Below are 26,521 nucleotides of genomic sequence, written 5' to 3'. Positions count from 1 at the left end.
TGCGCTATGATTAGCCTCCTAGCTTTCTCGTGGATGCCCGACAAGGAGTTGACTTGGTCCTTTCCCCTCGACGCCTGGCACTGCTCGTGGCCATCAACACGGCGTTGGCTCCCTTCGCCATCGATGCCTATCTGCCGGCGATGGCAGCGCTGGCCGACAGCATCGGCGCCAGCATCCACCATACGGAACTCTCCGTCAGCATGTTCATGGCCGGCTTCGCCATCGGCCAGCTGTTGTTCGGCCCGGTATCCGATCGGCTGGGGCGCAAGCCGGTGCTGCTCTCGGGGCTGGTAGTGTTCCTGCTTGCCAGCCTCATGCTGGCCACGGTCGGTTCGCTGACCGAGTTACTGGCCTGGCGCTTCGTGCAGGCATTAGGAGGGGGAGCCTGTGTGGTCAACTCGGCGGCCATCGTGCGCGACTGTTTCAGTGGACGCCAGGCGGCGAGCGTGATCTCAACCATGGCCATGATCATGATGCTGGCGCCGTTGGTGGCGCCCCTCGTTGGCAGTGGGCTGCTCTACCTGGCCGACTGGCGTCTCATCTTCGTGTTCCTGGCCGGCTACGCCGTCTTCCTGCTGTGGCTGATGTCCACCCGGCTACCCGAGACGCGCGATCCGAATCAGCCCGTGGCGTCGTTTCGCCAGGTGTTGCTCAACTACGCCAGCGTGCTGAAGCATCGTGAAGGCCTGGGCTACATCTGCGCGGTGGCGGCTTCCTTCGGCGGCTTGTTCGCCTTCGTTACCGCCTCGCCCTATGTCTATATGGGGTATTTCGGCTTGTCTCCCGCCACTTATCCCTTCGTACTGGGCGCCAATGTCATTTTCATCGCGCTCTCCAACCGGCTCAACATCTACCTGCTGAAAACCCGCGCGCCGCTGCGAAACCTCACCCTGGGTCTCGGCGTCCAGCTGGCCGCCGCCCTGGCCCTGGTGGCGGCGGCCGCATCCGGGCTGGCGTCGTTGCCGGTAGTCGTGGCGCTGGTCATGCTCTACTCGGGCATGATCGGGCTGATCTCGCCCAATGCCATGGCGCTGCTGCTGGACCAGTTCGGCCACATGAGCGCCACGGCAACGGCACTGATGGGGGCGGCCAAGTTCGGCGCTGCGGCGCTGGCCGGGATGATGGTCGGCGCCTTCGAGATCGAGAGCCTGTGGCCCATGGTGGCGACGATGCTTGCAGCTTCGCTGTTTGGCAATGTCATGCTGGCGCGATTGGCCGGTCGGGTCGTGCATGCCTGACGCCTGGTGGCAATGGCTCGACATGTCGCCGGTCGCCTGGTTCGGCTGCGCATCGGTGCTCGCCCTGGGGGCTTTCGTGCAGCGTGCTACCGGCTTCGGGCTGGCGGTGGTCGGGGCTCCCCTATTGCTGATGATCGAGGCGCGGCTGGTGCCGGTGACCCTGGTGCTGTTCGGCCTCACCGTGTCGTTGCTGATGGTGCGTCATTATCGCCATGAAATCCGTATTGGCGAGATCGGCTTCGCCCTGCTGGGGCGCTTGCCGGGAAACGGGCTGGGGCTGTGGCTGCTGCTCGCCGCCCCCATGGCGATACTGGAGAAGCTGATCGCCTTCAGCGTTCTGTTTGCCGTGGCGGTGACGCTGTTTCGCTTCAGCCTGCCGGTCAATCGCGTCAGCCTGTTCGGTGCCGGCGTGGCATCGGGCATCTTCGGTACCGTGGCGGCCATCGGGGGGCCGCCCATGGTGCTGCTGATGCACGGTCTTTCGCCGGATCGTCTGCGCGGCATGCTGTCCGCCTTCTTCGTCATTACCGCCAGCCTGACCTTCGCCACCCTGGCCCTGGCCGGCCAGGTTCGATTCTGGCACCTGGGCCTGACGCTTACCTTCCTTCCCGCCGTACTGGCCGGCAATGCGCTTGCCGACCGTATTGCCCACCGCCTCGACCGGCGCCTGCTCCAAGGGGCATCGCTCGCGCTGTGCACGCTGGCGGCGCTTGGTCTGTTGATGAGATGAAGCGATAAAGAACGGTCACATTGTCATGAAGCTGTCATGGAGCTGGGGCATCGTATGCCGTGCAAAGGCTAGATACCTTTCTCATCGACAGGAGTGACTCGCATGAACCGCACCATCAAGAGCCGTGTTTTCAAGACCACGATCGCCGCCGCCGCCATCATGGGCGTGGTGGGTGTCGCACAGGCCCGCGATCAGGTCCGCATCGTCGGCTCCAGTACGGTCTATCCGTTCTCCAGCTACGTAGCCGAGGAGTTCGGTGCCACTACCGACTATCCGACACCGGTCATCGAGTCGACCGGCTCTGGTGGTGGTGCTCGCCTGTTCTGTAACGGGGTTGGCGAGGGCACGCCGGACATCACCAACTCGTCACGTCGCATGAAGGCTTCCGAGTTCGAGCGTTGTGAGGAGAATGGCGTCACCGACATCACCGAGGCCTTCATTGGCTACGACGGTATCGCCTTCGCTCAGTCGGCCGACAACGAGCCGATGCCGGTAACCCTCGAGCAGATTTTCCTGGCCGTTGCCGCCCAGGTGCCGCAGGACGGCCAGCTGGTCGATAACCCCTACACCAACTGGAACCAGATCGACGACAGCCTGCCGGATCGCGACATCGTTATCGTCGGACCGCCCACCACTTCCGGTACTCGTGATGCCTTCGAGGAGCTGGTGCTCGAAAAAGCTTCCGAGGAGTTCGAGGAGTACGGCGGCGAGCACTACTCCGACGTTCGTACCGACGGCGCCTGGGTCGACGGCGGTGAGAACGACAACCTGATCGTCCAGCGGCTGACCCAGGATACCGATGCCTTCGGTGTCTTCGGCTACTCCTTCCTGGAAGAGAACCACGACGTATTGATCGGTTCGACTATTGACGGTGTTGAAGCCGGTCCGGAGACTATCGCCAGCGGCGAATATCCGGTGGCTCGCTCGATGTTCTTCTACCTCAAGAACCAGCATGGCGATGAAGTGCCGGCCATGTACGAATATGCCGACCTGTTCATGAGCGAGCAGATGATTGGTGATATGGGCTACCTGAAGGGCATCGGCCTGATCCCGGCAGCTGAGGATGCACGCGCCGAGGCTCGCGAGAAAGTGGCCAACCGCGCCAAGCTCGAGCTCTCCGACCTGCAGTGATCGGAGGCGCTTGAAACAACTTCGAGGCCGACAGCTAGCGCTGTCGGCCCTCGTCGTATCCGGTGATACGGTAACGAAAGGCTTCGAGAGACACTCAATGCAGACCAACCAAACCCTGCTGCTCTTTTGCGCCGCGCTTCTGGCGATGGGAGGGCTGGCTTTCTTCCTCGGCCGCACAAAGGCGGCCCGCACGCGAGCGGCAGGTACCGCCATGTACGCACAGCCTGGCCAGTACGCCTGGTTTGCGGCGCTTTCTACTGCCGGGCCGGCCTTGCTGCTGGGGGCCGTGGCCGCATTCCTGCTACAGCTTCTGGGGGCCGAAATTCCCACTGAAATGGTGATGGCGGCCAGCCTGGCGGTGGCTGCGGTGGGAGCAGTCGTGGGCATCGCCCTGGTGAAACCTGACTTTCATGCTCGGCAGGCCATCGAGAGAGTCATCGTCTGGCTATTGGCAGGCGCCGCGCTGATCTCGATATTCACCACCTTCGGCATCCTGCTCTCGATTATCTCCGAGGCACTGCGTTTTTTCCGCCTGCATGGCTTCTGGGAGTTCATTACCGGCACCGTATGGGCGCCGGGTAACAGCTTTCTGGCGGCAGCCGGTCGTGCTGAGGATGCCAGGAGTGCGGCCCAGTTCGGTTCGGTACCGCTGTTTGCCGGCACTTTCATGATCACTGCCATCGCCATGCTGGTGGCCATACCCGTGGGCTTGTTATCGGCCGTCTACATGGCTGAGTTCGCGCCCACTCGCGTGCGTACGGTGATGAAGCCGGTGCTGGAAGTGCTCGCCGGCATTCCTACCGTGGTCTATGGCTTCTTCGCGGCCATTACCGTGGCACCACTGATCGTGGCACTGGCTGCGGCGCTTGGCATGAAGGCTTCGTTCAACAACGCCCTGGCGCCGGGGATCGTCATGGGAATCATGATCATCCCCTTTATCTCATCGCTCTCCGATGACGTGATCAATGCCGTTCCCGACAGCATGCGCCAAGGCTCGCTGGCGCTGGGCATGACGCGAGGTGAAACCATTCGCCACGTGGTGATTCCCTCGGCGATGCCGGGGATCATCTCGGCCTCGCTGCTGGCGGTATCGCGTGCCCTGGGCGAGACCATGATCGTGGTGATGGCTGCGGGCATGCGCCCCAACCTGACGGCCAACCCGCTCGAAGAGATGACGACCGTGACGGTACGTATCGTGGCGGCCTTGACCGGCGATCTGGAGTTCGAGAGTGCCGAAACGCTTTCCGCGTTTGCTCTCGGGCTGGTGCTCTTCGTCGTGACGCTCACCCTCAACTTGGTCTCGGTGATCATGATTCGCCGTTTCCGCGCCAAGTATCGTGTGAATAACCTTTAAGTCCGGAGCCAAGAGATGAGTCAATCCTTCGACGAGATCAGTGCCCAGTTACGGCGAAGGCATCGCCGCTCGGCGCGCCTCAAGTGGCTATCGCTCGGTGCCCTGGGGCTGGCAGTCGCCTTTCTGGTGCTTTTCTTCGCCGACATGTTGAGTAAGGGGTTGCCGGCCTTCCAGCAGACGCAGCTGCTGGTCGAGATCGATTACAGCGAGCAGGCCAGCCAGATGCCGCCTGCGGCTCTCGACGAGGAGGTACGTGATCTTGTCAGTCGTGGCTGGCTGCGTACGCTGCCGCGCCAGATGCGAGACAACCCGGAACTGCTCGGCACCACACGCAGTGAGTGGGTGCTGGCCGACGGACAGGTGGACCAGTATCTCAAAGGGCACGCGAATCGTCTGCGCGACGATGCCCGCGAGCGCGTCGATCGCTTGGTCGCTGAAGGCAGGGCGGAGCTGAAGTTCAACACGACCTTCTTCAACCGCGGTGACTCCAAGATGCCGGAACTGGCAGGAATCATGGCGGCAGCGGTGGGCACGGTGATGACCATGCTGGTGACGTTAGCCGTCGCGTTCCCGATTGGCGTGATGACGGCGGTCTATCTCGAGGAGTTCGCGCCCGACAATCGCTTCACCCAGCTCATCGAGATCAACATCAACAACCTGGCGGCCATTCCGTCTATCCTTTTTGGCCTGTTGGGCCTGGCGATCTTCATACAGTTCTTCGGTATGCCGCGCTCGTCGCCGCTGGTGGGGGGCATGACACTGGCGCTGATGACGCTACCGGTGATCATCATCGCTACCCGGACGGCCCTGCGCAGCGTACCCGATTCGATTCGCCACGCCGCCTTCGGCGTCGGCTGCTCGCGCTGGCAGGTGGTGCGCGACCACGTGCTGCCGCTGGCCATGCCGGGCATCATGACCGGTTCCATCATCGGCTTGGCACAGGCCATGGGTGAGACGGCACCGCTGATCATCGTCGGCATGGTTGCGTTCATACCGGACGTGGGGGCGAGCTTCACCAACGCCGCGACCGTACTGCCGGCACAGATATTCACCTGGTCCGGCGAGCCCGACCGCGCCTTCATCGAAAGAACCGCGGGCGGGATTCTGGTGCTGCTTTCGGTATTGATCTTCCTTAACGCCACCGCTGTCGTATTGCGCAAGAAATTCGAGCGCCGCTGGTAGGGCTAACCGAGACAAACACACCGATGAACATCCAAGTTTCCGAGCGGAGTATCCCCCCCATGTCACAGTCCCAGACCGGTCAGCCGGTGACTCGCAACCGGGATGCCAACCACGACTTGAGCATACGCGTGCGGGATCTCAGCCTCTGGTATGGCGATACCCAGGCGTTGAAAAGCCTCAACATCGACCTGTACCAGAAGAACGTCACGGCCCTGATCGGCCCGTCGGGCTGCGGCAAGTCGACTTTCCTTCGTTGCCTCAATCGCATGAACGACTTGATTCCCGGCGTGCGCGTCGAAGGGCTGGTGGAGATGGACGGCCGCGACATCAATGCACGCAAGATGGACGAAGTGGCGCTGCGCCGTCGTGTGGGCATGGTGTTCCAGAAGCCCAACCCCTTTCCCAAGTCGATCTACGAGAACATCGCCTATGCGCCGCGCATGCACGACTTGGTAGGACGCAAGGCCGAGCAGGACGAGCTGGTGGAGCGCGCGCTGCGGGATGCGGGCCTGTGGCAAGAAGTCAAGGACAAGCTGCACCAGCCGGGGACCTCGCTCTCGGGCGGCCAGCAGCAGCGTCTGTGTATCGCCAGGGCCATCGCCGTGCAGCCCGACGTGATCCTGATGGACGAGCCGACCTCGGCGCTCGACCCGATCTCCACCGCCACCATCGAAGACCTGATGGACAAGCTCAAGAAGCAGTTCACCATCGTCACGGTGACGCACAACATGCAGCAGGCGGCGAGGGTGGCGGACTATACCGCCTTCTTCCACCTCGGCGAGATCATCGAATACAACGACACCAAGACGATGTTCTCCAACCCGGCCACCAAGAAGGCCGAGGACTACATCACAGGGCGCTACGGCTGAGGAACCGCTCATGACACGCAAGCGCGTGCTGTTTCTGTGCAATGCCAACTCGGCTCGCTCGCTGATGGGAGAGGCGCTTCTTCGCCATATGGCGGGGGAGCGTTTCGAGGCCTTCAGCGCCGGCACCGAGCCCGACCGCCCCCACGAGCTAACCTTGGCGGCGCTGCAGAAGCAGGGTATCGAGACACAGGGGTTGGCCAGCAAGCCTCTCGAGGCGTTCGAGGGCGAACACTTCGATACCGTAATCACACTGTGCGACAAGGCCCAGCAGGCCTGTCGCGACTGGCCGGGTGGTACCGAAGAGCGTCTCTTTTGGGATATTCGGGACCCGCGCCTTATCGGACGTGCGGATGCCTATGAACAAGCCCTGCTGGAGATCAGGCGTCGGCTCCAGCTGTGGCTGGCGGCCCAGGCGCGCGGTGACGCGCCGCACTAAGGAAACACCGGCCTGGGAGGCGGGCGTCTCGCCCGCGCCTGGCTTTGCTGCCTTCCGCCTTCCTCGAACTGTCATCTATACCTGTTACTAATGTTCCCCGCGGGGCGGCTGACTCTGGCCGTGCTGGAAATAACCAACGCGCGGGGAGCGTATGAAACGATTCCAAGACATGACGGTACGGCTCAGTTGGTCGCTGGTGCTGGTGGCCTTCGGCGTACTGATTCTGGGCGCCGGGGGGCTGGGCCTGGTCTCCAACCACATGAGCCGCGATGCCTTTGGCACGCTCAACCGTCTCAACGTGGAGCAGGCCGGCGCGCTCAACCGCACCTACACCAGCGTGCTGCAGGCGCGGCTCGACATGGACCGGGCCGCCGAACTGATGCGCACACCGGCCTTCGACCTGCCGGGCCCGGTACTCGAGCGTGCCAGGGGAAAACTCGCCGAGGCCGAACTCGCCTTTCGGACATTTCTGGACATACCCATGGCCGAGCAGCGCCAGGCGGACATTGAGGCGCTTTCGGGGCGCTATCAGTCGCTGGTGGGCAATAACCTGAAACTGCAGCTGCTGCTGCTCGAGGATGGCGACCATGCCGGTTATCGTTCCGGGCAGTCCCGCGTCAACGACAGCGGCCAGGCCTTCATCGAGACGGCCGATGCCTTCCTCGCCGCATCGGCTGCCCAAGGCGAGGCCCTGACGCAGCGCTTCGACCGGCTGGCCGACGGGATGACCTGGGCGATCCTGGGGGCATTACTTATTGCTGGCATGATGATGGCGGGTGTCATCTGGGGCGTTACGGTCAACGTGATCCGGCCGCTGCGTCGCATCGTCGAGCACTTCCAGCGCATTGCCAAGGGCGATCTGGCCGCCCCAATCGAAGTGAGGGGACGCAACGAGATCGGCCAACTGTATGCCGAACTCGCCACCATGCAGCGCTCTCTCATCGAGACCGTAGGTTTTCTGCGCAGCGGCAGCGACAGTGTCCACAGCGGAAGCCGGGAGATGGCCGGGCACAACCAGGCACTGGCGGCGCAGACCCGCCAGCAGGCCGTGGCACTCGAGCAGACCGCCGCCAGCCTGGAGCAGATGACAGCGACCGTCGCCAGCAATGCCGAGAGCGCACGGCAGGTAGGCGAATCGGCCGAGGCGGCGGCGCAACGTGCCCGGGAAGGCGAGGCGGTCATCACACGTTTCGTTGCCACCATGAACGAGATCCATCGCCGTTCCGATGAGATTGCCAGCATCGTTGAGGTCATCGAGGCGATTGCCTTCCAGACCAATATCCTGGCCCTCAATGCCTCGGTGGAAGCCGCCCGAGCGGGAGAGCAGGGCAGAGGGTTCGCCGTGGTGGCCAATGAGGTGCGTGCCCTGGCGTCGCGCAGCGCCGATGCGGCTCAGGACATCCGCCAGCGCATCCAGGCCTCCCAGGCGAGCGTGGCCGAGGGCAATGGCCTCTCGCTGCGCGCCGCCGAGCACACCCGAGGCATCATCGAAGCCATCGAGCGCGTGGATACGCTGATGGAGCAGGTCGTACACGCCTCTGCCGAGCAACGGCTCGGTATCGAGGAGGTGAATCGGGCCATGGCGCAGATGGAGGGTTCCACGCGCGACAGCAGATTGCTGGTGGAGCAGGCCGCAGCAGGAGCCAGGGAGCTCGAAGTTCAGTCGCTGCGCATGCAGGAGCAAGCCCAGCGCTTCATCCTGCCTGTTGCGCATGAAACGAGCCGGTGGGCCGGGTATGCCGTGGCGGCACGGATCGAAACCGAAGGTGATGCCGGAGCGTGGCGGGGTGGCGTTTTACCCACTATCACGGATCAGGACCGTCTGGCGCGGCGTGCCGAGGGCGTACTGGAGCCGGCCTGAGGTGGCCGCCGAGCGTGCAATGCAGATGGAAAGCCTGATCCAGCATGGACTGACATGAGTTTGACACATTTCCTCTATATATATGTAATGGCATATATATTGGGAGTCTGACAATGCCCAAGCCGAGAGTTCTCTTCTTGTGCAACGCCAACTCAGCGCGCTCATTGATGGGGGAGGCGCTGCTTCGCCACATGGCGGGCGACCGCTACGAAGCCTGCAGCGCCGGTACCGAGCCGGACAAACCCCAGGCGCGGGCTCTAGCCGCCCTGCAGAAGCAAGGCATTGCGACAGAGGGGCTTGCCAGCAAGCCCCTGTCCGATTTCGATGACGAGCACTTCGCCGCAGTGATCGTACTCTGTGACAAGGCGCAGCAGGCCTGCCGCCATTGGCAGGGGAGCAGTGACGAACAGCTGTATTGGGACATACGCGATCCCCGCCTGCTGGAGCGTGAGGATGCTTATGAGCAGGCCTTGGGAGAAATTCGCCAGCGCTTGTCGCTGTGGCTGGCGGTCAAGGAACGCGAGAACCTGCCGCAACGTTGACGGCAATCACAAGGCCTGTCACCACTTTTTTAACCGGAGGACGACATGACCATTCGTATCGGCATCAACGGCCTCGGCCGCATGGGGCGCCTCTCTCTGCGCTGCCTGTGGCCCCACGTGGAGCGCGGCGATGTCGCCATTACCCATCTCAACGATCCCGGCGGCGATGCGGCGACTTTCGCTCATCTTCTCGAGTTCGACTCGGTGCATGGCCGCTGGACCCCTGGTAAAGGTTTTCACGTTGAAGAAGAGGTGCTGGTGATCGATGGCCAGCGCATTTCGTTCAGCGGCAACCGTGAGCTGGGTGACAGCGACTGGTCGAACTGCGACGTGGTGATCGAGGCTTCCGGCAAGATGAAAAGCCGGGACAAGCTGCAGCCCTACCTGGACCAGGGCGTCTCCCGGGTGGTGGTGACTGCGCCCATGAAGGAGAAGGGTGTGCTTAACGTGGTGATGGGCGTCAATGACGACCTTTACGACTCTTCGGTGCATCGCATCGTCACCGCGGCGAGCTGCACCACCAACTGCCTGGCGCCAGTGGTCAAGGTAATACTCGACACCTTCGGCATCCGCCACGGCTCGATGACCACGGTGCATGACATCACCAACACCCAGTCGATCCTCGACACGCCGCACAAGGACTTGCGCCGGGCACGGGCCAACAGCCAAAGCCTGATTCCCACCACCACCGGTTCGGCGAAGGCGATCACCGCCATCTTTCCCGAGCTCGAGGGCAAACTCAATGGCCACGCCATCCGCGTGCCGTTGCTCAATGCCTCGCTCACCGACATGGTCTTCGAGCTGGAGCGCGAAGCGACGGTGGAGGAGGCCAACGCTGCGCTCAAGACCGCCGCCAAAGGCGAACTGGCGGGCATCCTGGGCTACGAGGAACGCCCGCTGGTCTCGGTCGACTACCGTACCGACCCGCGCAGCTCGATCATCGATGCCCTGTCGACCATGGTAGTGAACGGCACGCATCTCAAGCTCTACGCCTGGTACGACAACGAATGGGGTTACGCCAACCGCACCGCCGAGCTGGCCCTGAAGGTGGGCCGTGGCTGAGTCACTGGCCGCGCGACTGCGCGGGCTGCCCTTCGAGGTTCGCCAGTACCTGCTGATCACCGGCAACTACTGGGCCTTCACGCTCACCGACGGCGCACTGCGCATGCTGGTGGTACTGCACTTCCACCAGCTTGGCTACTCGCCGCTGCAGGTGGCGATGCTGTTCCTTTTCTACGAGGCCTTCGGCGTGGTCACCAATCTGGTGGGGGGCTGGCTGGGCGCACGCCTGGGTCTCAATCGCACCATGAACGTGGGCCTGGGGCTGCAGATCGTGGCCCTGGCCATGCTGACGGTACCCGCCGCGGCCCTGACCGTGCCCTGGGTGATGGCCGCCCAGGCGCTCTCGGGCATTGCCAAGGACCTCAACAAGATGAGCGCCAAGAGCGCGGTGAAGGTGCTGGTGCCCAAGGAGAGCGCCAGCGCCCAGAGCGCGCTCTATCGCTGGGTGGCACTGCTTACCGGCTCCAAGAATGCGCTCAAGGGGGCGGGGTTCTTCCTCGGCGGGCTGCTGTTGACGCTGATCGGCTTTCGCGGCGCGGTGATCGCCATGGCGCTGATGCTCGTCGCGGTGCTGGTCATGTCGCTGTTGCGCTTGAAAGCCGACCTGGGCCGCCAGAAGCGCAAGCCGAAGTTCAGCGAGGTATTCTCCAAGTCACGGGCGATCAATGTGCTCTCGGCTGCTCGGCTGTGTCTGTTTGCCTCGCGGGACGTGTGGTTCGTGGTGGCGCTGCCGGTCTTTCTCTACGACCAGCATGGCTGGAGTCACTGGACGGTCGGCGGGCTGCTGGCGGTCTGGGTGATCGGCTACGGCGGCGTACAAACCCAGGCGCCGCGCCTCACCGGCCTGATCCGGGGCGGTGCGCGCATGACCACCGCGTCCTGGGCCCTGGCGCTGGCCGGGCTGCCGGCGCTGCTGGCCTTGCTGCCGTTGGCCGAGGTCGGTTGGCTGGTGGCGGGGCTTCTCGCCTTCGGCGTGCTCTTTGCCATCAACTCGAGCTGGCATAGCTACCTGATCGTTCACTACGCGCGTGCCGATGGCGTCTCCATGGACGTCGGCTTCTATTACATGGCCAATGCCATGGGGCGGCTCGCCGGAACGGTACTCTCTGGGTGGCTTTACCAGTTCTTCGGGCTGGCTGCCTGCCTGTGGGTTTCGGCAGCGCTGGTGGCAGCCAGCGCGGCGTTGGCGCTGGCTCTGCCGCGTCAGCATGCATGACGTAGGAAGTGCGCTTCGGATATGCCGGGCAGATAGAGTAGAATACCTCTCATTGACATGCCGATCAGGATGGATAGTTGCCTTGAACCCTTTGGATGCCGTACGTGTCTGCAAGTGCCTGGCCGATGAGACACGCTTGATGCTGGTGCTGTTGCTGCTGCGTGAGGGCGAGTTGTGCGTCTGCGAGATGACCCATGCCCTGGAAGAGTCGCAACCCAAGGTCTCGCGGCACCTCGCCCAGCTACGTAACTGCGGGCTGCTCAATGACCGTCGCGACGGCCAGTGGGTCTACTACGGGCTGATGCCCGGCCTGCCCGATTGGGTCACGTCCATATTCGCTGCTGCCGCAGAGGGTGAGGCGAGTCGCTTGGCGTTGCTTCAGGCGCGCCTGGAGACGATGGGCAATCGTCCCGACCGACGCCTGGCCATGTGTTGAAGCGCTGCTACGTTTCCTTGTTTCCAGAAGGAGGCGGTGTTCTCCCGCTTCGTTCCCCTCGTTGATCTTTCCGTTCATGCCCGCGCTGCTGTTGCTTCTGGTAGCGCGCGATCGCATTGCCATTAGCCAATTGGACCAGGAGGTCGATTTCCTCGTCGCCTAACGGCTTACCTCGTTGGCAAGTCATTTTTGTCACTCCTATCTCTGGAGCAGAACTAGCCCAGCAGAGGGGCCGGGTACCAATGTGGCACCCGGCCGCCCTGGGGTTCGTCGTGATGCAGCAGTTCGCTGCAGGTCGTGTCGGGTCATATCAGGGCCTGGCGCACCCTCGCCGATATCCATTCGCTGACGATTACCGTCGCCAGGATGACGATCAGGATGGTGGCGACCTGGGACCAGGCCAGTGTGCTGATCGATGACTCCAGCTTGAGGCCGATGCCGCCGGCGCCGACCAGGCCAAGGATCGTGCTCTCGCGAATGTTGATGTCCCAACGGAACATGGAGATGCCCCAGAATGCCGGCAGCACCTGGGGCACGATGCCGTAATGGATTACCTGGGAGTGTCCGGCACCGGTTGCGGTGACGGCTTCGATCTGGTGCGCATCCGTCTCCTCGATGGCTTCGTAGAGAAGCTTGCCGACGAAACCTATCGAGCGCAGGGCAATCGCGACGATACCTGCCAGAATGCCGGGGCCGATGATGGCCACCAGCAGCAGCGCCCAGATGAGGGAATTGATAGAACGCGAGGCGACGATCACGAACAATGCCGCAGGGCGCAGAAAAAGCCGTGAGGGAGTGGTGTTGCGGGCCGCCAGGAACGCCACCGGGACGGCAAGGATGACCCCGCCTAGAGTGCCCAGCGTAGCGATGTTCAAGGTGTCCCACAGTGGCATGAGCAGCTCCGGCAGGTAGCTCAGGCGCGGCGGAAACATGCGGCCGCCGATATCGGCCGCCTGGGCGGGGGCATCGGCGACGAAGACCCACATGGTGCCTTCGTTCATCAGCTGCCAGCACCAGACGAACAGGGCAACCAGAGCCAGCCAGCCCATCCACAAGGCCAGACGGCTACGAGGGGTACGAAAGGTCCAGACCTGACCATAGTGGGTCGGTTCACCGGCGCTCGGCTTGAGTTGAATCATTGCAGGTACTTCCTTAGATGACTGGAGCTGTACTCGACCAGCATGACGATGGCGATCACGATCAGCAGGATGGCGCCGGCACTGTCGTATTCGTAGCGGTCGATGGCGGTGTTGAGCGTGGCCCCGATGCCGCCCGCCCCGACGATGCCGATCACGGCGCTCTCGCGAAAGTTGATATCCAGCCGGTAGAGCGACAGCCCGATCAGCCGCGGCATGACTTGCGGTTGAACCGCATAATGAACCAGCTGCCACCAGCTGGCGCCGGTGGCACGTATCGCCTCGGCCTGACTGGCGTCGATCTCTTCGATGTCATCGGCCAGCAACTTGGCCAGGAAGCCGATCGAGGCGAATGCCAATGTCACGAAACCGGCGAAGGGACCGAAACCGAACATGGCCACCAGAAAGATGGCAATGATGATCTCCTGAAGGGAGCGACTGACCGCTATGATCGAGCGGCACACCAAATAGACCGGCGGCGGCACCAGGTTGCGTGCCGCTCCGATGCCGATGGGCACCGAGACCAGAATGCCTACCACGGTGGCGGTCAGGGTCATGGTCAAACTTTCGATCAGACCCTGCTGGATGTCACGCCAACGGCTGGTGAAATCGGGTTGCAGAAAGCCCTGGACGAAACGGGCGCCTCGCTCGAGACCTTCTATCACGCGCACCCAATTGACCTCTACCGAGCCCAGGGCCAGCACCAGATAGGCGACGACTGCCAGTTGCAGGAACCATCGCCAGCGTCGGTCGGTGATGAGCTGGGGCGGACGTTTCCATTGGCGGGGATAGTACGCAGTGTGAGTCATCGGGCGACCCCAGCCAGGTGTAGCTGGGACTCGGTTTCTGCTGCCCGGTCCTCTTCGTGCTCCTGACGCATGGCGGTCCAGTCCTCGGTGCCATATATCGTCGTGAGTACGCTCTCGTCCATGGTGTCCGGGTGGCCATCGAACACCACCTGACCGGCCCGCAGCCCAATCAGGCGATTCATGAACTGCTGGGCCAGCGGCACGTCGTGGATATTGACGATGGCCGGCAAGTCGCGCTCGGCACATATTTCGATGAGCAGGCGCATGATCTGGCGGCTGGTCTTGGGATCGAGGCTCGCCGTCGGCTCGTCGACGAGCAGCAGTTCGGGCTCCTGGGCCAGGGCGCGGGCGATGCCGACGCGCTGGCGCTGTCCGCCGGAAAGCGCGTCGGCGCGCTTGTCGGCATGTTCGAGCAATCCCACCCGGTCGAGAAGGCGATACGCGTTTTCGACATCCCTGCCGGGAAAGCGGCGAGTGAAGCTGCGCCAGAAGGACACGTAGCCCAGCCGCCCGGAGAGCACGTTCTCCATCACGGTGAGACGTTCGACCAGGGCGTATTCCTGGAAGATCATGCCGATCCGTCGGCGTGCCTGGCGCAGTGGTGTTCTTCCCAGCGTGGTGAGTTCGAGCTCACCGAGGTGGATCTGCCCCGAGGAGGGCTCCACCAACCGGTTGATGCATCGAATCAGCGTGGATTTACCGGCGCCCGAGGGTCCGATGAGACCCACGACCTGGCCTCTCGGTACCTGTAGTGACACTTCGCGCAAGGCGGCATCGCCGGTGGCGTAGGTTTTCGAAAGCTCTGTAATCTTTAGCACGGAGGCACCTTCTCGAAGCACGGGGCGACCGGCTGACCGGTCGCCTCTTCGACCCGGCAGCAGGCCGGGTCAGGTTGGCCGTGGGCGGCTCAGTTACAGTCGTATTCCACGCCATTGGCCTCATCGATCTGGCGAATGACCGACCAGTGCTCCTGGAAGGTGATCGGGATGAACTGGTTTTCGCCGCTGCGACCGAACTCCTCGGCCAAGGCAGAGCCTTCCCAGTCGAAGCTGAAGAATGCCTCCTGGATCGACTCCTGCAGCTCCGGGGCAAGGTTATGGACGGTGCCGTAGCCGGTGGTGGGGAACGTATCGGACTGATAGAGCACTTCGACCTGATCGGCATTGATGACGCCGCGATCGATCATGCGATCCTTCACCGAATTGGCAATAGTCGCTACCTCGTAGTCCTGGTTGGCGACACCGAGAACCGAGTTGTCATGCTTGCCGGAAAAATCGACCTGGTAATCTTCGCCGGAGACCATGTCGAATTCCGATAGCATCAGGGCGGTGGGGGCCTTGAAGCCGGAGTTCGAGGTTTCCGAGGTATGGGTCAGGGTGCGGCCGCGAATATCCTCCACTTCGCGAATGTCCGAGCCCGGATGGGTGATGATCTCCATCTCGTAGCCGAACGAGCCATCCTCGGCGGCCATCATGGCGAAGGGGCGGAAGCCGGCACAGGCCACCGCCAAGGGATTGGAGCCGGTGTTGAAGCCGGCGACATGCAGGCGACCGGCTCGCATGGCTTCGATCTGGGCGGCGTTGGACTGGACCGGGAAGAACTGTACCTTTTTGCCGGTCACCGACTCCATGTGCTCGAGGAATCCGGCCCAGACTTCCGCATAGACGGCGGGGTCTTCGACCGGCGTATAAGCAAAGACCAGTGTGTCGGGATCGAGCCACTGCGAGCTGTCCTCGGGGATATCGGCGACCAGGTCGCCGTTGTTGTCTTCGAAACGCTCGCTGAGTTCGAAAGCGGCTTGTGCGGTGAAAGCGGCGGTCAAGGAAGCCAGCGCAACAGCAGTGGCTGCCATGTTACGGGTCTTGGTCTGCATGGAGGTTTCCTGCGTTGTGTCGTTGGTTGACGTGCGCAGGAATAGGGTGGACCAGGAAAATGACACGATGGTGTCGCCGTTGTTTCATGAAAATGACAAGCTCAGCGGCGATCATCCATGATGGAATCTTGGGCAACATTCGGGCAGATCAATGAACCAGACCGCTGTAACGGGACGCATCCGAGAAGTCTTCCAGGCCTTCCTGCTGCTGGGGCTGACGTCCTTCGGTGGGCCCATTGCTCATCTCGGCTACTTTCGCACCGAGTTCGTGGCGCGGCGCAAATGGCTGGACGAACAAGCCTATGCCGACCTGGTGGCGCTGTGTCAATTCCTGCCCGGCCCAGCCAGCAGCCAGGTGGGATTCGCCCTTGGATTGATGCGTGCCGGCCCCTGGGGCGCTGCCGCCGCATGGCTGGCCTTTACGTTGCCCTCGGCCCTGGTGCTCGTGCTGTTTGCCTATGGCGCTGCCGTCATGGAGGGGGCGGTTGGGCGTGGTGTCATCCATGGGCTCAAGATCGTCGCCGTTGCCATCGTGGCGCACGCCGTTTGGGGAATGGCGAGGAACCTGTGCCCCGATCGTCAGCGGGCTACCATTGCCTTGGCGGCAGTACTCATCGTGGTGCTGGTAAACGGCCCGCTGGGCCAGGTGGGAGCCATGATGGCCGGGGGGCTGGCCGGCATCTGGCTGTGTCGCGGCCAAGCCATGAGTGCTGCGAGCCATCTGCATCTCCCCATATCCCGCACTGCCGGTGGGGCCGCCTTCGTGCTGTTCGCTGCTCTATTGGCAGGGCTGCCGCTTCTTGCATGGAGTACGAGCGGCCAGACGCTGGAGGTAATGGACGCCTTCTATCGCGCCGGGGCACTGGTGTTCGGCGGTGGGCATGTCGTGTTGCCATTACTCGAAGCTGAAGTGGTGCAGTCCGGTTGGGTGAGCTCGGATGCCTTCTTGACGGGCTATGGTGCCGCGCAGGCGGTTCCCGGGCCGCTTTTCACCTTTGCCGCTTATCTTGGCAGCGTGTTGGAACCAGCCCCCAATGGTTGGGTTGGTGCGATCATTGCGCTATTGGCCATTTTCCTTCCCGGGATGCTGCTTCTGGTTGCGATACTGCCGTTCTGGTACACCTTTCGCCAATTGGCGGCCGCCCAGGCCTTGATGCGGGGTGCCAACGCCGCCGTTGTCGGCATTCTGGGCGCCGCGCTGTACCAACCCGTATGGACGAGCGCCGTTCTCGGTCCCTACGATTTCGCGCTGGCACTGACGGGCTTCGTGCTGCTGGGCGTATGGAAAATGCCGGCCTGGGCCGTGGTCCTCATCGTGGGCTCGGGAGGGCTGGCGATCAGCTTGCTATCGGCGGCAGCTGGTGGCTGATTGCCGGCTACGAAGGGGTTTAACCCGTTGGGTTACATTTCTGCTTGCACCCAGCGGATCGGCTGATAGTCCAGTTCACCCTGGGGAGGCTGGCCGTCGCGCACCGACAAGATACGCAGCGTCCAGGTCACTTGCTTGCCCGCCAAAGGATGGTTGCCGTCCAGCATGGCGCCGCGTTCGGTCAGCCCCACGACCTTTAGCGAGAATTTGCCACCCTGGCCGCCCGGTGTCAGCGTCATGCCTTCCCGAATTTCCCTATCCGGCGGCAGGTTCTCACGCACTGCCTCGAAGACCAGCTCCGGTCGATGGGGGCCATAGGCCTGCTCGGGCGTCAGCGTCATGCGGATCTCGTCGCCTGCCTGGCGCCCCTCCAGCGCCGCTTCCAGCGCTGGCAGCATCTGGCCTGTACCGTGGACGTAGCGTAGTGGATGGCTGGGTGTGGAGGTGGCGATGTTCTCGCCAGTCTCGTCCACCAAGCGGTACTCGGCCGTCACTTCGCTGAAGCTGCTGATGCGCATCATGTATTTCTCCTCTTCGGAGCAGAGCTCGAGTCGGCGGTGCCGACAGTACTCAATGGTTTCGACGATGCGAGGCACCGGGCGGCGTCAGTTGGGTGGGCTGGCTCTCCTTGTCGCGACAGGCGACACAGATTTCCAGATGGGCGGCACTGAGACCGGCGGCCTCGAGTCGCTGGCACATTTCGGCGACGGTGGTGTCAGGGGTAAAGACATTGCCGCAGATTCGGCACGTCAATGGCAGTAGCGCTATCTCACGTTTGCCATAGGCGTCCTCTCCGTGAGCTGCGTGATGCGTCCCCTCACTAGTGCCTTCCTGGTTCCTGCTCTCTATTCCAGTGGTTACATCGAGCGATGCCCACCAAGCCAGGTCATGCTGCAACTGGCGGTTCGTCAGGTCGATGAGTAGTTGCCAGAGCTTTTGTTCGGGCCGTGATGCACCGTTAGCCGTAGCAATTCCCTGTTGCATCCTGCCAATCGCGGGAAGAGTGATCTCACGTACCATGGCGTGAAGGTCTCGCAGCATCTCGAGTGCCGCGTACGGCGGCGCGCTGCCGGAAGCAAGCGCATCGTGGGGCTGCGCCTCCTGCCAACGACTCAGCACCCAGGCCAACCACTGCAAGTTCAACCCCAGGTGATCGGGAGAGTCATGAAAGTCCGATGACTTTATGAGCTGATGGCGATGATAGAACGCTTCGATCCTGTGGCAACCGCGTCCTGCGTCGTTCTCATCAATATACGTCATCAGGTTGAGGGGGGCCGGTGCCGGGGGCATCAGGAACAACCTGCTGTAGCCGAGCAGTAATTGCTGTGACGAGGCGATCCCGGACAGGGCCTCGTCGAAGCGGTTCAGCCAAGCCTCGCTCAGCGAGGGAAGCTGAACGGCGAGTTCGTGGAGATCGGGTACGAAAGCCTCGTGCAGGTCCTCGAGGCTCAACCGGTGAGTCGGCATCATGAAGGCTTTCGACAGGCACAGGTAGAGTTCTGCCGAGGCCAGCGGGTCGGTGGCGTTCAACATTGCCCCTCCAGGTGGAGGGCCCGCCCGGTGGGCGGGCCGTGGGTACGTGACTAACCTCGAGGGTTCAAGTCGCCAGGGTTGGCTGTTCCCCACTGCTGCTTTCACGCATGGTGTGGGGCATGTCCCCGAGATTGAGGAACTTCTCGCCGAGCAAAAACAGCACCAGGCACAGCGATACGCCGATGAGGGTCAGCGACCACTCGGTGGCGGAGGGGGTGTAGCCGATCAGATCGGGAGACCAGGTACCCTTGAACAGCGGTACTACCTGGCCACCGACCACGAAAAAGAAACGCTCGGCAAACATCGCCAGGCTGACAAGGAGTGCAGCCGCGACCTGCACCCCAGTGCGGTTACGCAGCCCACCGAGGAGCAGCGCGAAGGGCAACAGCAGGCCGACGATCAGTACCGTCAGGTAGAGCCCGGAATCGAGCAGGTAATCGGTCCACACCAAATTGATCTCCGGGTTGTTGCTGTAGAGCCCGGTGATGGCGCGCACCGCGACAAAGAGCAGCGTGGCACCGATCAGCGCGGCGAACAGTTTGGGCAGGGCGCCTGTCAGCAGGCTCTGCAGTGCCTGTGGCATGGTGCCCCGTCGGAAACCGTAGACCAGGTAGGTGAAGAACAGCAGCATTGCCAGGCCACTGGTCACGCCGGTCACGTAGAAGTAGACCGGCATCAGCGCATCGAACCAGAAGGGCCGCATACTCATCATGCCGAAGATCAGCGCCAGGTTCCCGCTGGCCAGCAGCACGCCGATGAACGAGGCGATGCCCACCTGTCTGGCGGTTCGACTGTCCCAGTGGCCGCCCTGTAACTTGCTGAATTTCCATAGCAGGAACAGCAGGTCGAGGGAGTAGAAGACCCCCATCCAGAACATCGCCGACTGTACCTGCAGGTTCAGCGGGATGGCCCACAGCATGCGGAACACATTGCCGAGTTCGAGGGCCAGTACGCCCATGCCCGAGATCAGCGTGACGAAGGCCAGGAAGATGCATCGCTTGGCCACGGGGTAGTATTGCTTGAAGCCGAATACGAGGGGCAGTGAAGCGATCAGGCCCAGTCCCGACGATGCCAATGCGAAGTAGACGTAGGTCGCGATGGGCTGGCCCCACGGCAGGGTGGAGCTGGTATTGAAGGCGGTGTGGCCGTTGGCCATGAGCTGAGCCAGGGCAAAGCCCAAGCTGGCCAGCAGGACCACGCCGGCGATCACCAGCAGCCCCGAGCCTAGCGGCCCCTGAACGCTATTGGCCTGAGACAGGCGCTTCATGCGGGTCATCGACACGTTCATGCTTCGTTCTCCCTATCGGCAGGGGTGAAAGCCGGTACGCCGGCGCCGGCGCCGAGATAATAGACCTGAGGTCGGTTACCGGTGTGGTCCTTGAGACGCACCCCGTGCTTGTCTCCAATCAGCTGGTTGACCCGGCTCTCGGGATTGTCCAGGTCACCGAAGTAGCGTGCCTTGGGGGCACAGGTGCGGACGCAGGCGGGCACGTACTCCTTGAGTTCGGGATCGTCTTCGTCGAGATCGACCACGCCTTCCGGCGCATGGCGCACCTTGTGGTAGCAAAAGGTACACTTGGAGACCACGCCGGGAGGCTGGATGCCGATGCCGCGCTGCCAGTCTTCCTCCGGGTTCTGGTAAGGCGGGCTCCATAGTTGGCCGTTTTCGCTCGGAAACGTCTCGCGGATGTCGGGTTCGATCAGCGGTTTCTCGTCGGCATAGAACCGAACGCCGTAGGGGCAGGCGATCATGCAGTACTTGCAGCCGATGCACTTGTTCCAGTCGACGAAGACGATGCCGCCGGCATCGGGGTCCTTGTAGGTGGCCCGGGTCGGGCAGACGTGCACACAGGAGGGGTTCTCGCACTGCATGCAGGGGCGCGGTAACCATTTCATCTGTCCGCTGGGGTTCTCGCCCGCATTGTAAAAAAGCACATCCTGCCAGCTCTCACCCGGCAGGGTATTGTTCTCCATCGAGCAGGCGGTGGTGCAGGCCTGACAGCCGGTACACTTGTCCAGGTCGATGACCATTCCCCATTTTGCCATTTCGTATCCTCCAGCCTCGCTAGGTCAGGTATCCAGGTTCAGGCGCGTTCCAGCCTGACCTTGCCGGTGTAGTAGCTCGCAAGCCCCGATATCGGGTCCGACACGTTGGTGGTGATTTCGCTGGAATTGCCTGGTCCACGCCCCTTGGCCCAGCGGCCCTGAGCCCAGTGGCCGAACTCGAAGGGCAATACCAGGGTGTCGGGACGGTGCGAGGCCACAAAGCGGCACTCCGCCTCGATGCTGCCGATATCGGACACGATGCGGACGCGGTCGCCGTTGCTGATGCCGCGCTCACGAGCCGTCTGCGGATGGACTTCCAGATAGACGGTGCCTCGGCCACCGACGATGGGCTGGTGAACCATCATTTGCTGGGGGATGTTGGCGCCACGGCCCTCGGCGTGGAGCGGCGTCTTGGGGGTGACGAAGTAGAGGTCGCCATCGCCACCACTGTGTACCGGCTCGACCCACTGCACCAGGCCGGCTCGCTCGCGGGGGATACCCAGCTCTCGCTCGATGTACTCGGCATGCTGCTCCAGATACCCGGAGCGCACTTCGAACTTGCCGGAGGGGGTCTTGAAGAGGTGCTCCTTGACCTCCTCCGCGCTCATCCGGCGTGAATAGCGCTGGCCATCCCACTCGTAGAATTCGCCGCGGATCTGACGCCAGCGATAGGGCTTCTTGTACCAGACGCCCTTCTCCTTCCAGCTTTCGAAGTCGTTGACCCCGTTGTCGCCCGGGTCGTCGGCGAAGCCGGCGGCCAGATGGCGAATGTAGTTCTCGAGATTACCGAGCTCGCGGTAGTAGTCGCCCATGGGGCCCTCGATGCGCTTGCCCAACTCGATGATCACGTCACCGTACATCTTGGTGTCATGGATCGGTTCCACGGCCGGCGTGCGCAGTTCGGCCATGGGCCAGCCCTCGAAGGGGTAGGTGGGAACGTCCTGAGTGCGCTCCAGATAGGTGCAATCGGGCAGCACGATATCGGCGTTCATGGCCGTCTCGCCGGGGAAGGGCGAGGTATCGATGACGAAGACGTCCTTGAGTGCCTCTTCCCAGACTTGCGGGTTGGGTGCGCTCCAGATGGGGTTGGTGTAATAGAACATCGCCGTATCGAGGGTATAGGGATCGGCATCGAGATGGTTGCGGGCGCACTCCTGCATCATGTTGCCGACCATCGGCCAGCGATCGGTGCCTTTCATGTCGATGCGCGGCTGCTGCTTCCAGGCGCCGTTGCGCGCATAATCGTCCTGGTAATCCTCCACCTCGACCGGCAACTTGCCGTAGGAAGGCCCCACCTGGTAACCCAGCCCGCCTTCGGCGAACAGCGAACCGACCAGGGCATTGAGGCTGTGAATCGCCATGCCGTTGTAGGTACCGTTGGAGTGGCCGGTAGCACCGCGCTCGAACAGCGCCACTGCGGGACGGGTGGAGCCGAACTCCATGGCGGTACGACGGATGTCGGCGGCGCTGATGCCGGTGACGGACTCTGCCCACTCCGGCGTGCGGTCCTTGAGTTCCTGATTCCACCAGTCGGTGAGCCCATGGACCCACTTTTCCTCGAACGAGCCAGGACGAATCCGACGGCCCTCCACGAAGCGCATCGCAGAGTCGCTGAAGTCGCCGACGAAGTCTCGCTCCCACAGCCCCTCGGTGAGAATGACATGGGCGACGGCCAGGGCAAAGGCGCCGTCGGCACCGGGCTTGATGTAGAGCGCGCGGTCCGAGGCAGCCATGGTCGGGTTCATGCGCACGTCCACCGTGGTCACCCGCGTCTTGGGGCTCTTGGTGCGCATGTGGCCCCACATCTGCATCACGTTGTTGTAGGGGCGGAAGGCCTCGAGGAAGCTGGCCCCTATGATCAGCAGATAGTTGGTGTTGCGATAGTCGTAGGAGCTGTAGGAATTGTTGCCGTCAGTAGCATGCTTGGCTTTCTTGGAACCGTCGGCGCACATGGACGAGTGGCCGATGGCGGCGTTCGGCGTGCCGTAGAGCTCGCCGAAGGGATACTGGATGCCGGCATCCGAGGCTCCCCAGCCTCGTCCGTAGAACATCGCGAAGCGGTGCGACTCCTCGCGTCGGCGCAGGTCGTTCAAGCGCTCGGCCACGGTGTCCAGGGCCTCTTCCCAGGTGATCGGTACGAAACCGGGATCCTCGTCGCGGCCCTTGTTGGGGTTGGTACGCTTCATCGGCCCCTTGAAACGGTCCGGATCGTAGAGAAAGTAGCTACCAAGGTGCCCCTTGGGGCAGAGCTTGCCGTTGGAGATGGGGTTGTCGCTGGTGCCGTAGATGGCATGCACGCGGCCATCGGTGGTGTAGACGTCGATGCCGCAGCGCGCTGGGCACTGGGCACAGACGTTCTTGGTCACCACTGTTTCGCCCCTGGGTGCCTGGGCACGCGCTTCCTTGACCTGGGTAAGTCCCGTCAGGCCGCTAATGCCTGCCGTTACGGCACCGGCTGATGCGCCCACGGCTGCGGAAGATTGCAGGAAGCGTCGTCTATTGATCAGTGTCTGGAACAGTCTCATCGGTTCTCCCTCGGAGTGCTCATCGTGTCGGTCGTGGATCATCCCGATCCGTCGTTGTTATCTGGGCTTAGTCGCAGGCGTTGCGGGCGGGTCATCCGAACAGGTCATGGAAGCTCTCCTTCATCAAGGCGTCCTCTCGCCGGCAGGCGGGGCACCGGGGTGAGTCGCTGTCGAGCGAATGCGCCATGGCGGCATAGCGACGGCCGCATTCGAAGCACTTGGCGTAGCTTCCTTCACGCAGGATTCGAGGGAGGGAATCGACACCGCTTGAGTTGGTAAGGGCATGACTCGGACAGGCCGAGATACAGTGTCCACAATCGAGGCAGGCAGCGGGGTCGAAGCGCAGCTCACCCCTTTCGGTTTCCTCGAGTGCCTGGGTAGGGCAGACACGGGCGCAGACACCATGACCAAGGCAGGCATCCGGATCCAAACTGATCTCCGTTAGTGCTGGAGGCGATAGTTCGGCGAGTTCGCCAGTGGTGGTCAGATGACGTTGTAGCCGGCGTGCCCTGGGTGCATTGTCATGGGCCTCGATGGCGGGTGGTGATGGTGGGGGAGACCCCATCAACAGCGCACGACGGCTAACGGCGTAAACGGGGCTCTGATAATCGCCGTCAGCTGGCGCAGTGATGACACGGCACAGTATTTTGGCGTGTTCCAGCCACATGTCGCTTTCAGCCACAGGAGCCGCCAGGCAGCCCTGGCAGCCTTCGGGCAGATGCAGCTCCATCTCTTTGGGCATTGCCCTCACCCTCAGCCAGGCGAGCTGGTCCGGACCCAGGCTGCGCAGACAATGCAGGCGCTTCAGGCTGTGCTCGCTGCGGGCGCGGTGGCAACCCAGCCGTAGGGGTTGGCCTGCTGGCTGGGCATCGGTGAGCTGAGACACTTCCGTGCTGACCAGCGCTTCGGTGGGACAGGCCGCGACACATTGGGTACAGCCGTGGCAGGCGTCGCTTGCCTGTAGCAGGGAATCGCCCCCGTCTTCTTGAAAAAATAGCGCTTCGGTCGGGCAGGCATCCCGGCAGCGATGGCAGTCGAGAGGGTGAGGTGGCGCCTGCAGGCAGCGAGATGCGACCCAGTAAAAGCCGGATACCGAGTAGCGGAGCATCTTCGGTGTAGTGTACGAGGGGTTGGGCGTCTGTGGCATAGTGGTCTTGCCGTGTGCATTGTTATATTTATATGCGAATCAGCATATGTCTATTCGGTAGCTTGGCAAAGGCTAGGACGATTTGCCACATCGCTTAGCCCAAAGTGTAACCAGATCTTTATGCAGGTTTGTCCTGGATCAATTTATTGGAACAGCCCGGAGTGACGCATGGCAGTACTGGTAGAGGCGACGACAGTGATTCTGAGGGCGACGGCAGTCGAGGAACGCATCGCTGGGGGTTGGGATGCCCTGAGGACTTGTCTACCCGAGCGGGGCGTCTGCGCCGATGATGAGTTGGTCAGTATCAGCCTGCTCGAGCCAGTCGAGGTACGGTGCCTGGTGGAGCGACTGGTATCGCTGGGCTTGAGCTTCGACTGGGAGGGTGATTTCGAGGATATCGCTTTCGCCGACCAGAAGCGTGGACTGATCACCCCTTGCGACTGGCTGGTCTTCGAGACGGTGAATATCGGCATCGGTGGCACGCCACCCAGCGTGGCGATCTGCCGCCTGGCCGGCAGCCACAGCCACGAGTTGCGGGTGCCGGACGGCTGGCGCTATCAGGGCTCTTTCAGCGAGACGTTCGGCGCAGAGGGTATCGGCAGGGAGTGGGAGGCCTCAAAAGGGTAGCCTCCCCTACCCCACACCGCAGAGGAGTTATTATGGCAGCAGCATGGCTTCGATCTTGCCGCGGTCCGGCACGCTGCCGCTGTGAACGAGCTTGCCGTCGATGGCCACGCCCGGGGTCGACATGACCTTGTAGCCCATGATCGCGGCCGGGTCGGTGACCTTTTCCACATCGACCTCTATGCCCAGTTCACCGGCGACGGCCTGGATCTGCTCGGCGGTGTTGACGCATTTCTTACAGCCGGTGCCCAGCACTTCGATCTTTTTCATGATGATGCTCCTCTCAGGTCAGTATTCCGCTGAACAGCCAAGGGCTCAGCAGGTTGATCAGCCAGCCCACGACCATGAAGTTGGCCAGCAGGATGACGAAGATGATGCCCAGCAGGCGCCACTGCATGACCTGCTTGAGCATGATGAACTCGGGGAAGCTGGCGGCCACGGTACTCATGCAGAACGCCAGGGTAGTGCCTACCGGTAGCCCCTTGAGGATCAGGCTCTCCATCACCGGGATCACCCCGGTGGCATTGGAGTAGAGCGGCAGGCCCGCCAATACCGCAGCGGGGACGTTCCACCACTGGCCGCTGCCCAGGTTGTCGGCGAACCAGCCGTCGGGCACGAAGCCGTGAAGGGAGGCCCCCAGGCCGACGCCGATGATCACCCACTTCCAGATCCGTCCGACGATCTCCTTGAGCTCGTCGCGGGCGAAGACGTGTCGAACCTTCAGGGTGAGCGTGGATGTTTCGGGGGCAGGCTCGTCCTGATGAGGTGTCTCGGCGGCCTGTCGGTAGGCCTTGGCGGCGAACTCCTTGAGCCAGCGCTCTGCCTTGAGAAGGTCCAGGATCATGCCGCCGCCGATGCCCACAATCATGCCGATGGCGATATAGACCAGGGTGAACTCCCAGCCGAGCAGGCTCCAAAGCATGATCACCGCTACCTCGTTGATGATCGGCGAGGTGAACAGGAAGGCCATGGTGATGCCCAGCGGAATCCCGGCGCTGGTGAAGCCCAGGAAGAGCGGGATGCTCGAGCAGGAGCAGAAGGGGGTGATGGCGCCGAAGCCGGCGCCCAGGCCGTAGCCGGCGAAACGGTTCTTCTGCTGGATATAGTGCCGGACCCACTCGAGATTCAGCGACGCGCGCGCCAGGGCGAGGACGTAGATCATCACGACTAGCAGAGCGAAGATCTTGGTGGTGTCCTCGACGAAGAAGTGCAGCGAGCTGCCAAGCTTGCTGGCCGGATCCAGGCCTGCGAGGTGATAGATCAGCCAGTCGGCCAGCCAGGTAAAGACATCCAGCATGTCAGTGACTCCCGTGTCAGTTGCGTCTCTCCTTAGAAGACGCAGGTCCGGGCAAAAGGATGCTGGAGATCTCGTTTCTATCTGAGCCCCATATTTCTCTGAGAC

At 62.6% G+C, this 26,521-nt stretch carries 26 protein-coding genes; 14 read left to right on the top strand and 12 right to left on the bottom strand.

Going from position 1 to position 26,521, the window contains the following annotated elements; translation table 11 throughout:
* Positions 1-53: 53 nt before the first annotated feature.
* The 12 genes from ACOJCM_RS02620 (at position 54) to ACOJCM_RS02565 (ending at position 12,057) form a co-directional block, all read left to right on the top strand.
* Positions 54-1,238, top strand: a complete 1,185-nt coding sequence (locus ACOJCM_RS02620; RefSeq protein ID WP_445210513.1) for a multidrug effflux MFS transporter — start codon at positions 54-56, stop codon at positions 1,236-1,238.
* Positions 1,231-1,968: a sulfite exporter TauE/SafE family protein gene (locus tag ACOJCM_RS02615; RefSeq protein WP_445210512.1), complete on the top strand. Its 738-nt coding sequence runs from the start codon at positions 1,231-1,233 to the stop codon at positions 1,966-1,968. The genes ACOJCM_RS02620 and ACOJCM_RS02615 overlap by 8 nt, the downstream gene beginning before the upstream one ends.
* A gap of 102 nt (positions 1,969-2,070) precedes the next feature.
* Positions 2,071-3,099: a substrate-binding domain-containing protein gene (locus ACOJCM_RS02610; protein WP_445210511.1), complete on the top strand. Its 1,029-nt coding sequence runs from the start codon at positions 2,071-2,073 to the stop codon at positions 3,097-3,099.
* 97 nt (positions 3,100-3,196) lie between these two features.
* A complete protein-coding gene (gene pstC, locus ACOJCM_RS02605; protein ID WP_445210510.1) occupies positions 3,197-4,453 on the top strand; it encodes a phosphate ABC transporter permease subunit PstC in 1,257 nt (418 codons plus the stop codon).
* A 15-nt stretch (positions 4,454-4,468) separates the two neighbouring features.
* Complete coding sequence (gene pstA / locus ACOJCM_RS02600) at positions 4,469-5,635, top strand: phosphate ABC transporter permease PstA (protein WP_445210509.1); 1,167 nt, start codon at positions 4,469-4,471, stop codon at positions 5,633-5,635.
* Positions 5,636-5,694: 59 nt separating this feature from the next.
* A complete protein-coding gene (gene pstB / locus ACOJCM_RS02595) occupies positions 5,695-6,504 on the top strand; it encodes a phosphate ABC transporter ATP-binding protein PstB (RefSeq protein WP_445210508.1) in 810 nt (269 codons plus the stop codon).
* 10 nt (positions 6,505-6,514) lie between these two features.
* Positions 6,515-6,940: an arsenate reductase ArsC gene (locus ACOJCM_RS02590; protein WP_445210507.1), complete on the top strand. Its 426-nt coding sequence runs from the start codon at positions 6,515-6,517 to the stop codon at positions 6,938-6,940.
* 151 nt (positions 6,941-7,091) lie between these two features.
* A complete protein-coding gene (locus ACOJCM_RS02585) occupies positions 7,092-8,801 on the top strand; it encodes a methyl-accepting chemotaxis protein (RefSeq protein WP_445210506.1) in 1,710 nt (569 codons plus the stop codon).
* Between the two features lie 113 nt (positions 8,802-8,914).
* Entirely contained in the window at positions 8,915-9,343 is a 429-nt protein-coding gene (locus ACOJCM_RS02580; RefSeq protein WP_445210505.1) for an arsenate reductase ArsC, read from the top strand.
* Between the two features lie 45 nt (positions 9,344-9,388).
* Positions 9,389-10,405 (top strand): ArsJ-associated glyceraldehyde-3-phosphate dehydrogenase, encoded by a 1,017-nt coding sequence (locus ACOJCM_RS02575; RefSeq protein WP_445210504.1) that lies wholly within the window; start codon positions 9,389-9,391, stop codon positions 10,403-10,405.
* Positions 10,398-11,621: an organoarsenical effux MFS transporter ArsJ gene (gene arsJ / locus ACOJCM_RS02570; protein WP_445210503.1), complete on the top strand. Its 1,224-nt coding sequence runs from the start codon at positions 10,398-10,400 to the stop codon at positions 11,619-11,621. The genes ACOJCM_RS02575 and arsJ overlap by 8 nt, the downstream gene beginning before the upstream one ends.
* Before the next feature lie 139 nt (positions 11,622-11,760).
* Positions 11,761-12,057 carry a metalloregulator ArsR/SmtB family transcription factor gene (locus ACOJCM_RS02565; RefSeq protein ID WP_445210627.1) on the top strand — a complete coding sequence of 99 codons (297 nt, stop codon included), beginning with the start codon at positions 11,761-11,763 and terminating at the stop codon, positions 12,055-12,057.
* Between the two features lie 305 nt (positions 12,058-12,362).
* On the opposite strand, the gene phnE (ACOJCM_RS02560) is transcribed toward ACOJCM_RS02565, so the two are convergent.
* From phnE (ACOJCM_RS02560) to phnD, 4 genes are all read right to left on the bottom strand, one after another.
* Positions 12,363-13,196, bottom strand: a complete 834-nt coding sequence (gene phnE / locus ACOJCM_RS02560; RefSeq protein ID WP_445210502.1) for a phosphonate ABC transporter, permease protein PhnE — start codon at positions 13,194-13,196, stop codon at positions 12,363-12,365.
* Complete coding sequence (phnE, locus tag ACOJCM_RS02555; protein ID WP_445210501.1) at positions 13,193-14,002, bottom strand: phosphonate ABC transporter, permease protein PhnE; 810 nt, start codon at positions 14,000-14,002, stop codon at positions 13,193-13,195. The genes phnE (ACOJCM_RS02560) and phnE (ACOJCM_RS02555) overlap by 4 nt, the downstream gene beginning before the upstream one ends.
* Complete coding sequence (gene phnC, locus ACOJCM_RS02550) at positions 13,999-14,820, bottom strand: phosphonate ABC transporter ATP-binding protein (protein ID WP_445210500.1); 822 nt, start codon at positions 14,818-14,820, stop codon at positions 13,999-14,001. The genes phnE (ACOJCM_RS02555) and phnC overlap by 4 nt, the downstream gene beginning before the upstream one ends.
* 89 nt (positions 14,821-14,909) lie before the next feature.
* The gene (phnD, locus tag ACOJCM_RS02545) at positions 14,910-15,875 is read right to left on the bottom strand and encodes a phosphate/phosphite/phosphonate ABC transporter substrate-binding protein (RefSeq protein ID WP_445210499.1); all 966 of its coding nucleotides are present in this window, start codon (positions 15,873-15,875) and stop codon (positions 14,910-14,912) included.
* A 151-nt stretch (positions 15,876-16,026) separates the two neighbouring features.
* Between phnD and chrA the strand changes: the two genes are divergently transcribed.
* Positions 16,027-17,244 (top strand): chromate efflux transporter, encoded by a 1,218-nt coding sequence (chrA, locus tag ACOJCM_RS02540; RefSeq protein WP_445210498.1) that lies wholly within the window; start codon positions 16,027-16,029, stop codon positions 17,242-17,244.
* 32 nt (positions 17,245-17,276) lie between these two features.
* Here chrA and ACOJCM_RS02535 read toward each other — a convergent pair whose 3' ends face one another.
* From ACOJCM_RS02535 to ACOJCM_RS02510, 6 genes are all read right to left on the bottom strand, one after another.
* Positions 17,277-17,765: an FKBP-type peptidyl-prolyl cis-trans isomerase gene (locus tag ACOJCM_RS02535; protein ID WP_445210497.1), complete on the bottom strand. Its 489-nt coding sequence runs from the start codon at positions 17,763-17,765 to the stop codon at positions 17,277-17,279.
* Positions 17,766-17,814: 49 nt separating this feature from the next.
* Positions 17,815-18,777, bottom strand: a complete 963-nt coding sequence (locus ACOJCM_RS02530) for a molecular chaperone TorD family protein (protein ID WP_445210496.1) — start codon at positions 18,775-18,777, stop codon at positions 17,815-17,817.
* Between the two features lie 64 nt (positions 18,778-18,841).
* Positions 18,842-20,065 (bottom strand): NrfD/PsrC family molybdoenzyme membrane anchor subunit, encoded by a 1,224-nt coding sequence (nrfD, locus tag ACOJCM_RS02525; RefSeq protein WP_445210495.1) that lies wholly within the window; start codon positions 20,063-20,065, stop codon positions 18,842-18,844.
* A complete protein-coding gene (locus ACOJCM_RS02520; RefSeq protein WP_445210494.1) occupies positions 20,062-20,823 on the bottom strand; it encodes a 4Fe-4S dicluster domain-containing protein in 762 nt (253 codons plus the stop codon). The genes nrfD and ACOJCM_RS02520 overlap by 4 nt, the downstream gene beginning before the upstream one ends.
* 38 nt (positions 20,824-20,861) lie before the next feature.
* Positions 20,862-23,348 (bottom strand): molybdopterin-dependent oxidoreductase, encoded by a 2,487-nt coding sequence (locus ACOJCM_RS02515; RefSeq protein ID WP_445210493.1) that lies wholly within the window; start codon positions 23,346-23,348, stop codon positions 20,862-20,864.
* A gap of 91 nt (positions 23,349-23,439) precedes the next feature.
* Positions 23,440-24,495, bottom strand: a complete 1,056-nt coding sequence (locus ACOJCM_RS02510) for a 4Fe-4S dicluster domain-containing protein (RefSeq protein ID WP_445210492.1) — start codon at positions 24,493-24,495, stop codon at positions 23,440-23,442.
* Between the two features lie 168 nt (positions 24,496-24,663).
* On the opposite strand from ACOJCM_RS02510, the gene ACOJCM_RS02505 reads away from it, so the two are divergent.
* On the top strand, positions 24,664-25,122 hold the full coding sequence (locus tag ACOJCM_RS02505) for a hypothetical protein (RefSeq protein ID WP_445210491.1): 459 nt from the start codon (positions 24,664-24,666) through the stop codon (positions 25,120-25,122).
* A gap of 30 nt (positions 25,123-25,152) precedes the next feature.
* Here the strand turns inward: ACOJCM_RS02505 and ACOJCM_RS02500 are convergent, their stop codons facing one another.
* Complete coding sequence (locus ACOJCM_RS02500) at positions 25,153-25,389, bottom strand: thioredoxin family protein (RefSeq protein WP_445210490.1); 237 nt, start codon at positions 25,387-25,389, stop codon at positions 25,153-25,155.
* Positions 25,390-25,402: 13 nt separating this feature from the next.
* Positions 25,403-26,416: a permease gene (locus ACOJCM_RS02495; RefSeq protein ID WP_445210489.1), complete on the bottom strand. Its 1,014-nt coding sequence runs from the start codon at positions 26,414-26,416 to the stop codon at positions 25,403-25,405.
* Between the last annotated feature and the right edge of the window lie 105 nt (positions 26,417-26,521).

The sequence above is a fragment of the Billgrantia hypersalina genome (assembly GCF_052584175.1).
This window is presented reverse-complemented; position numbering and strand designations above follow the sequence as displayed.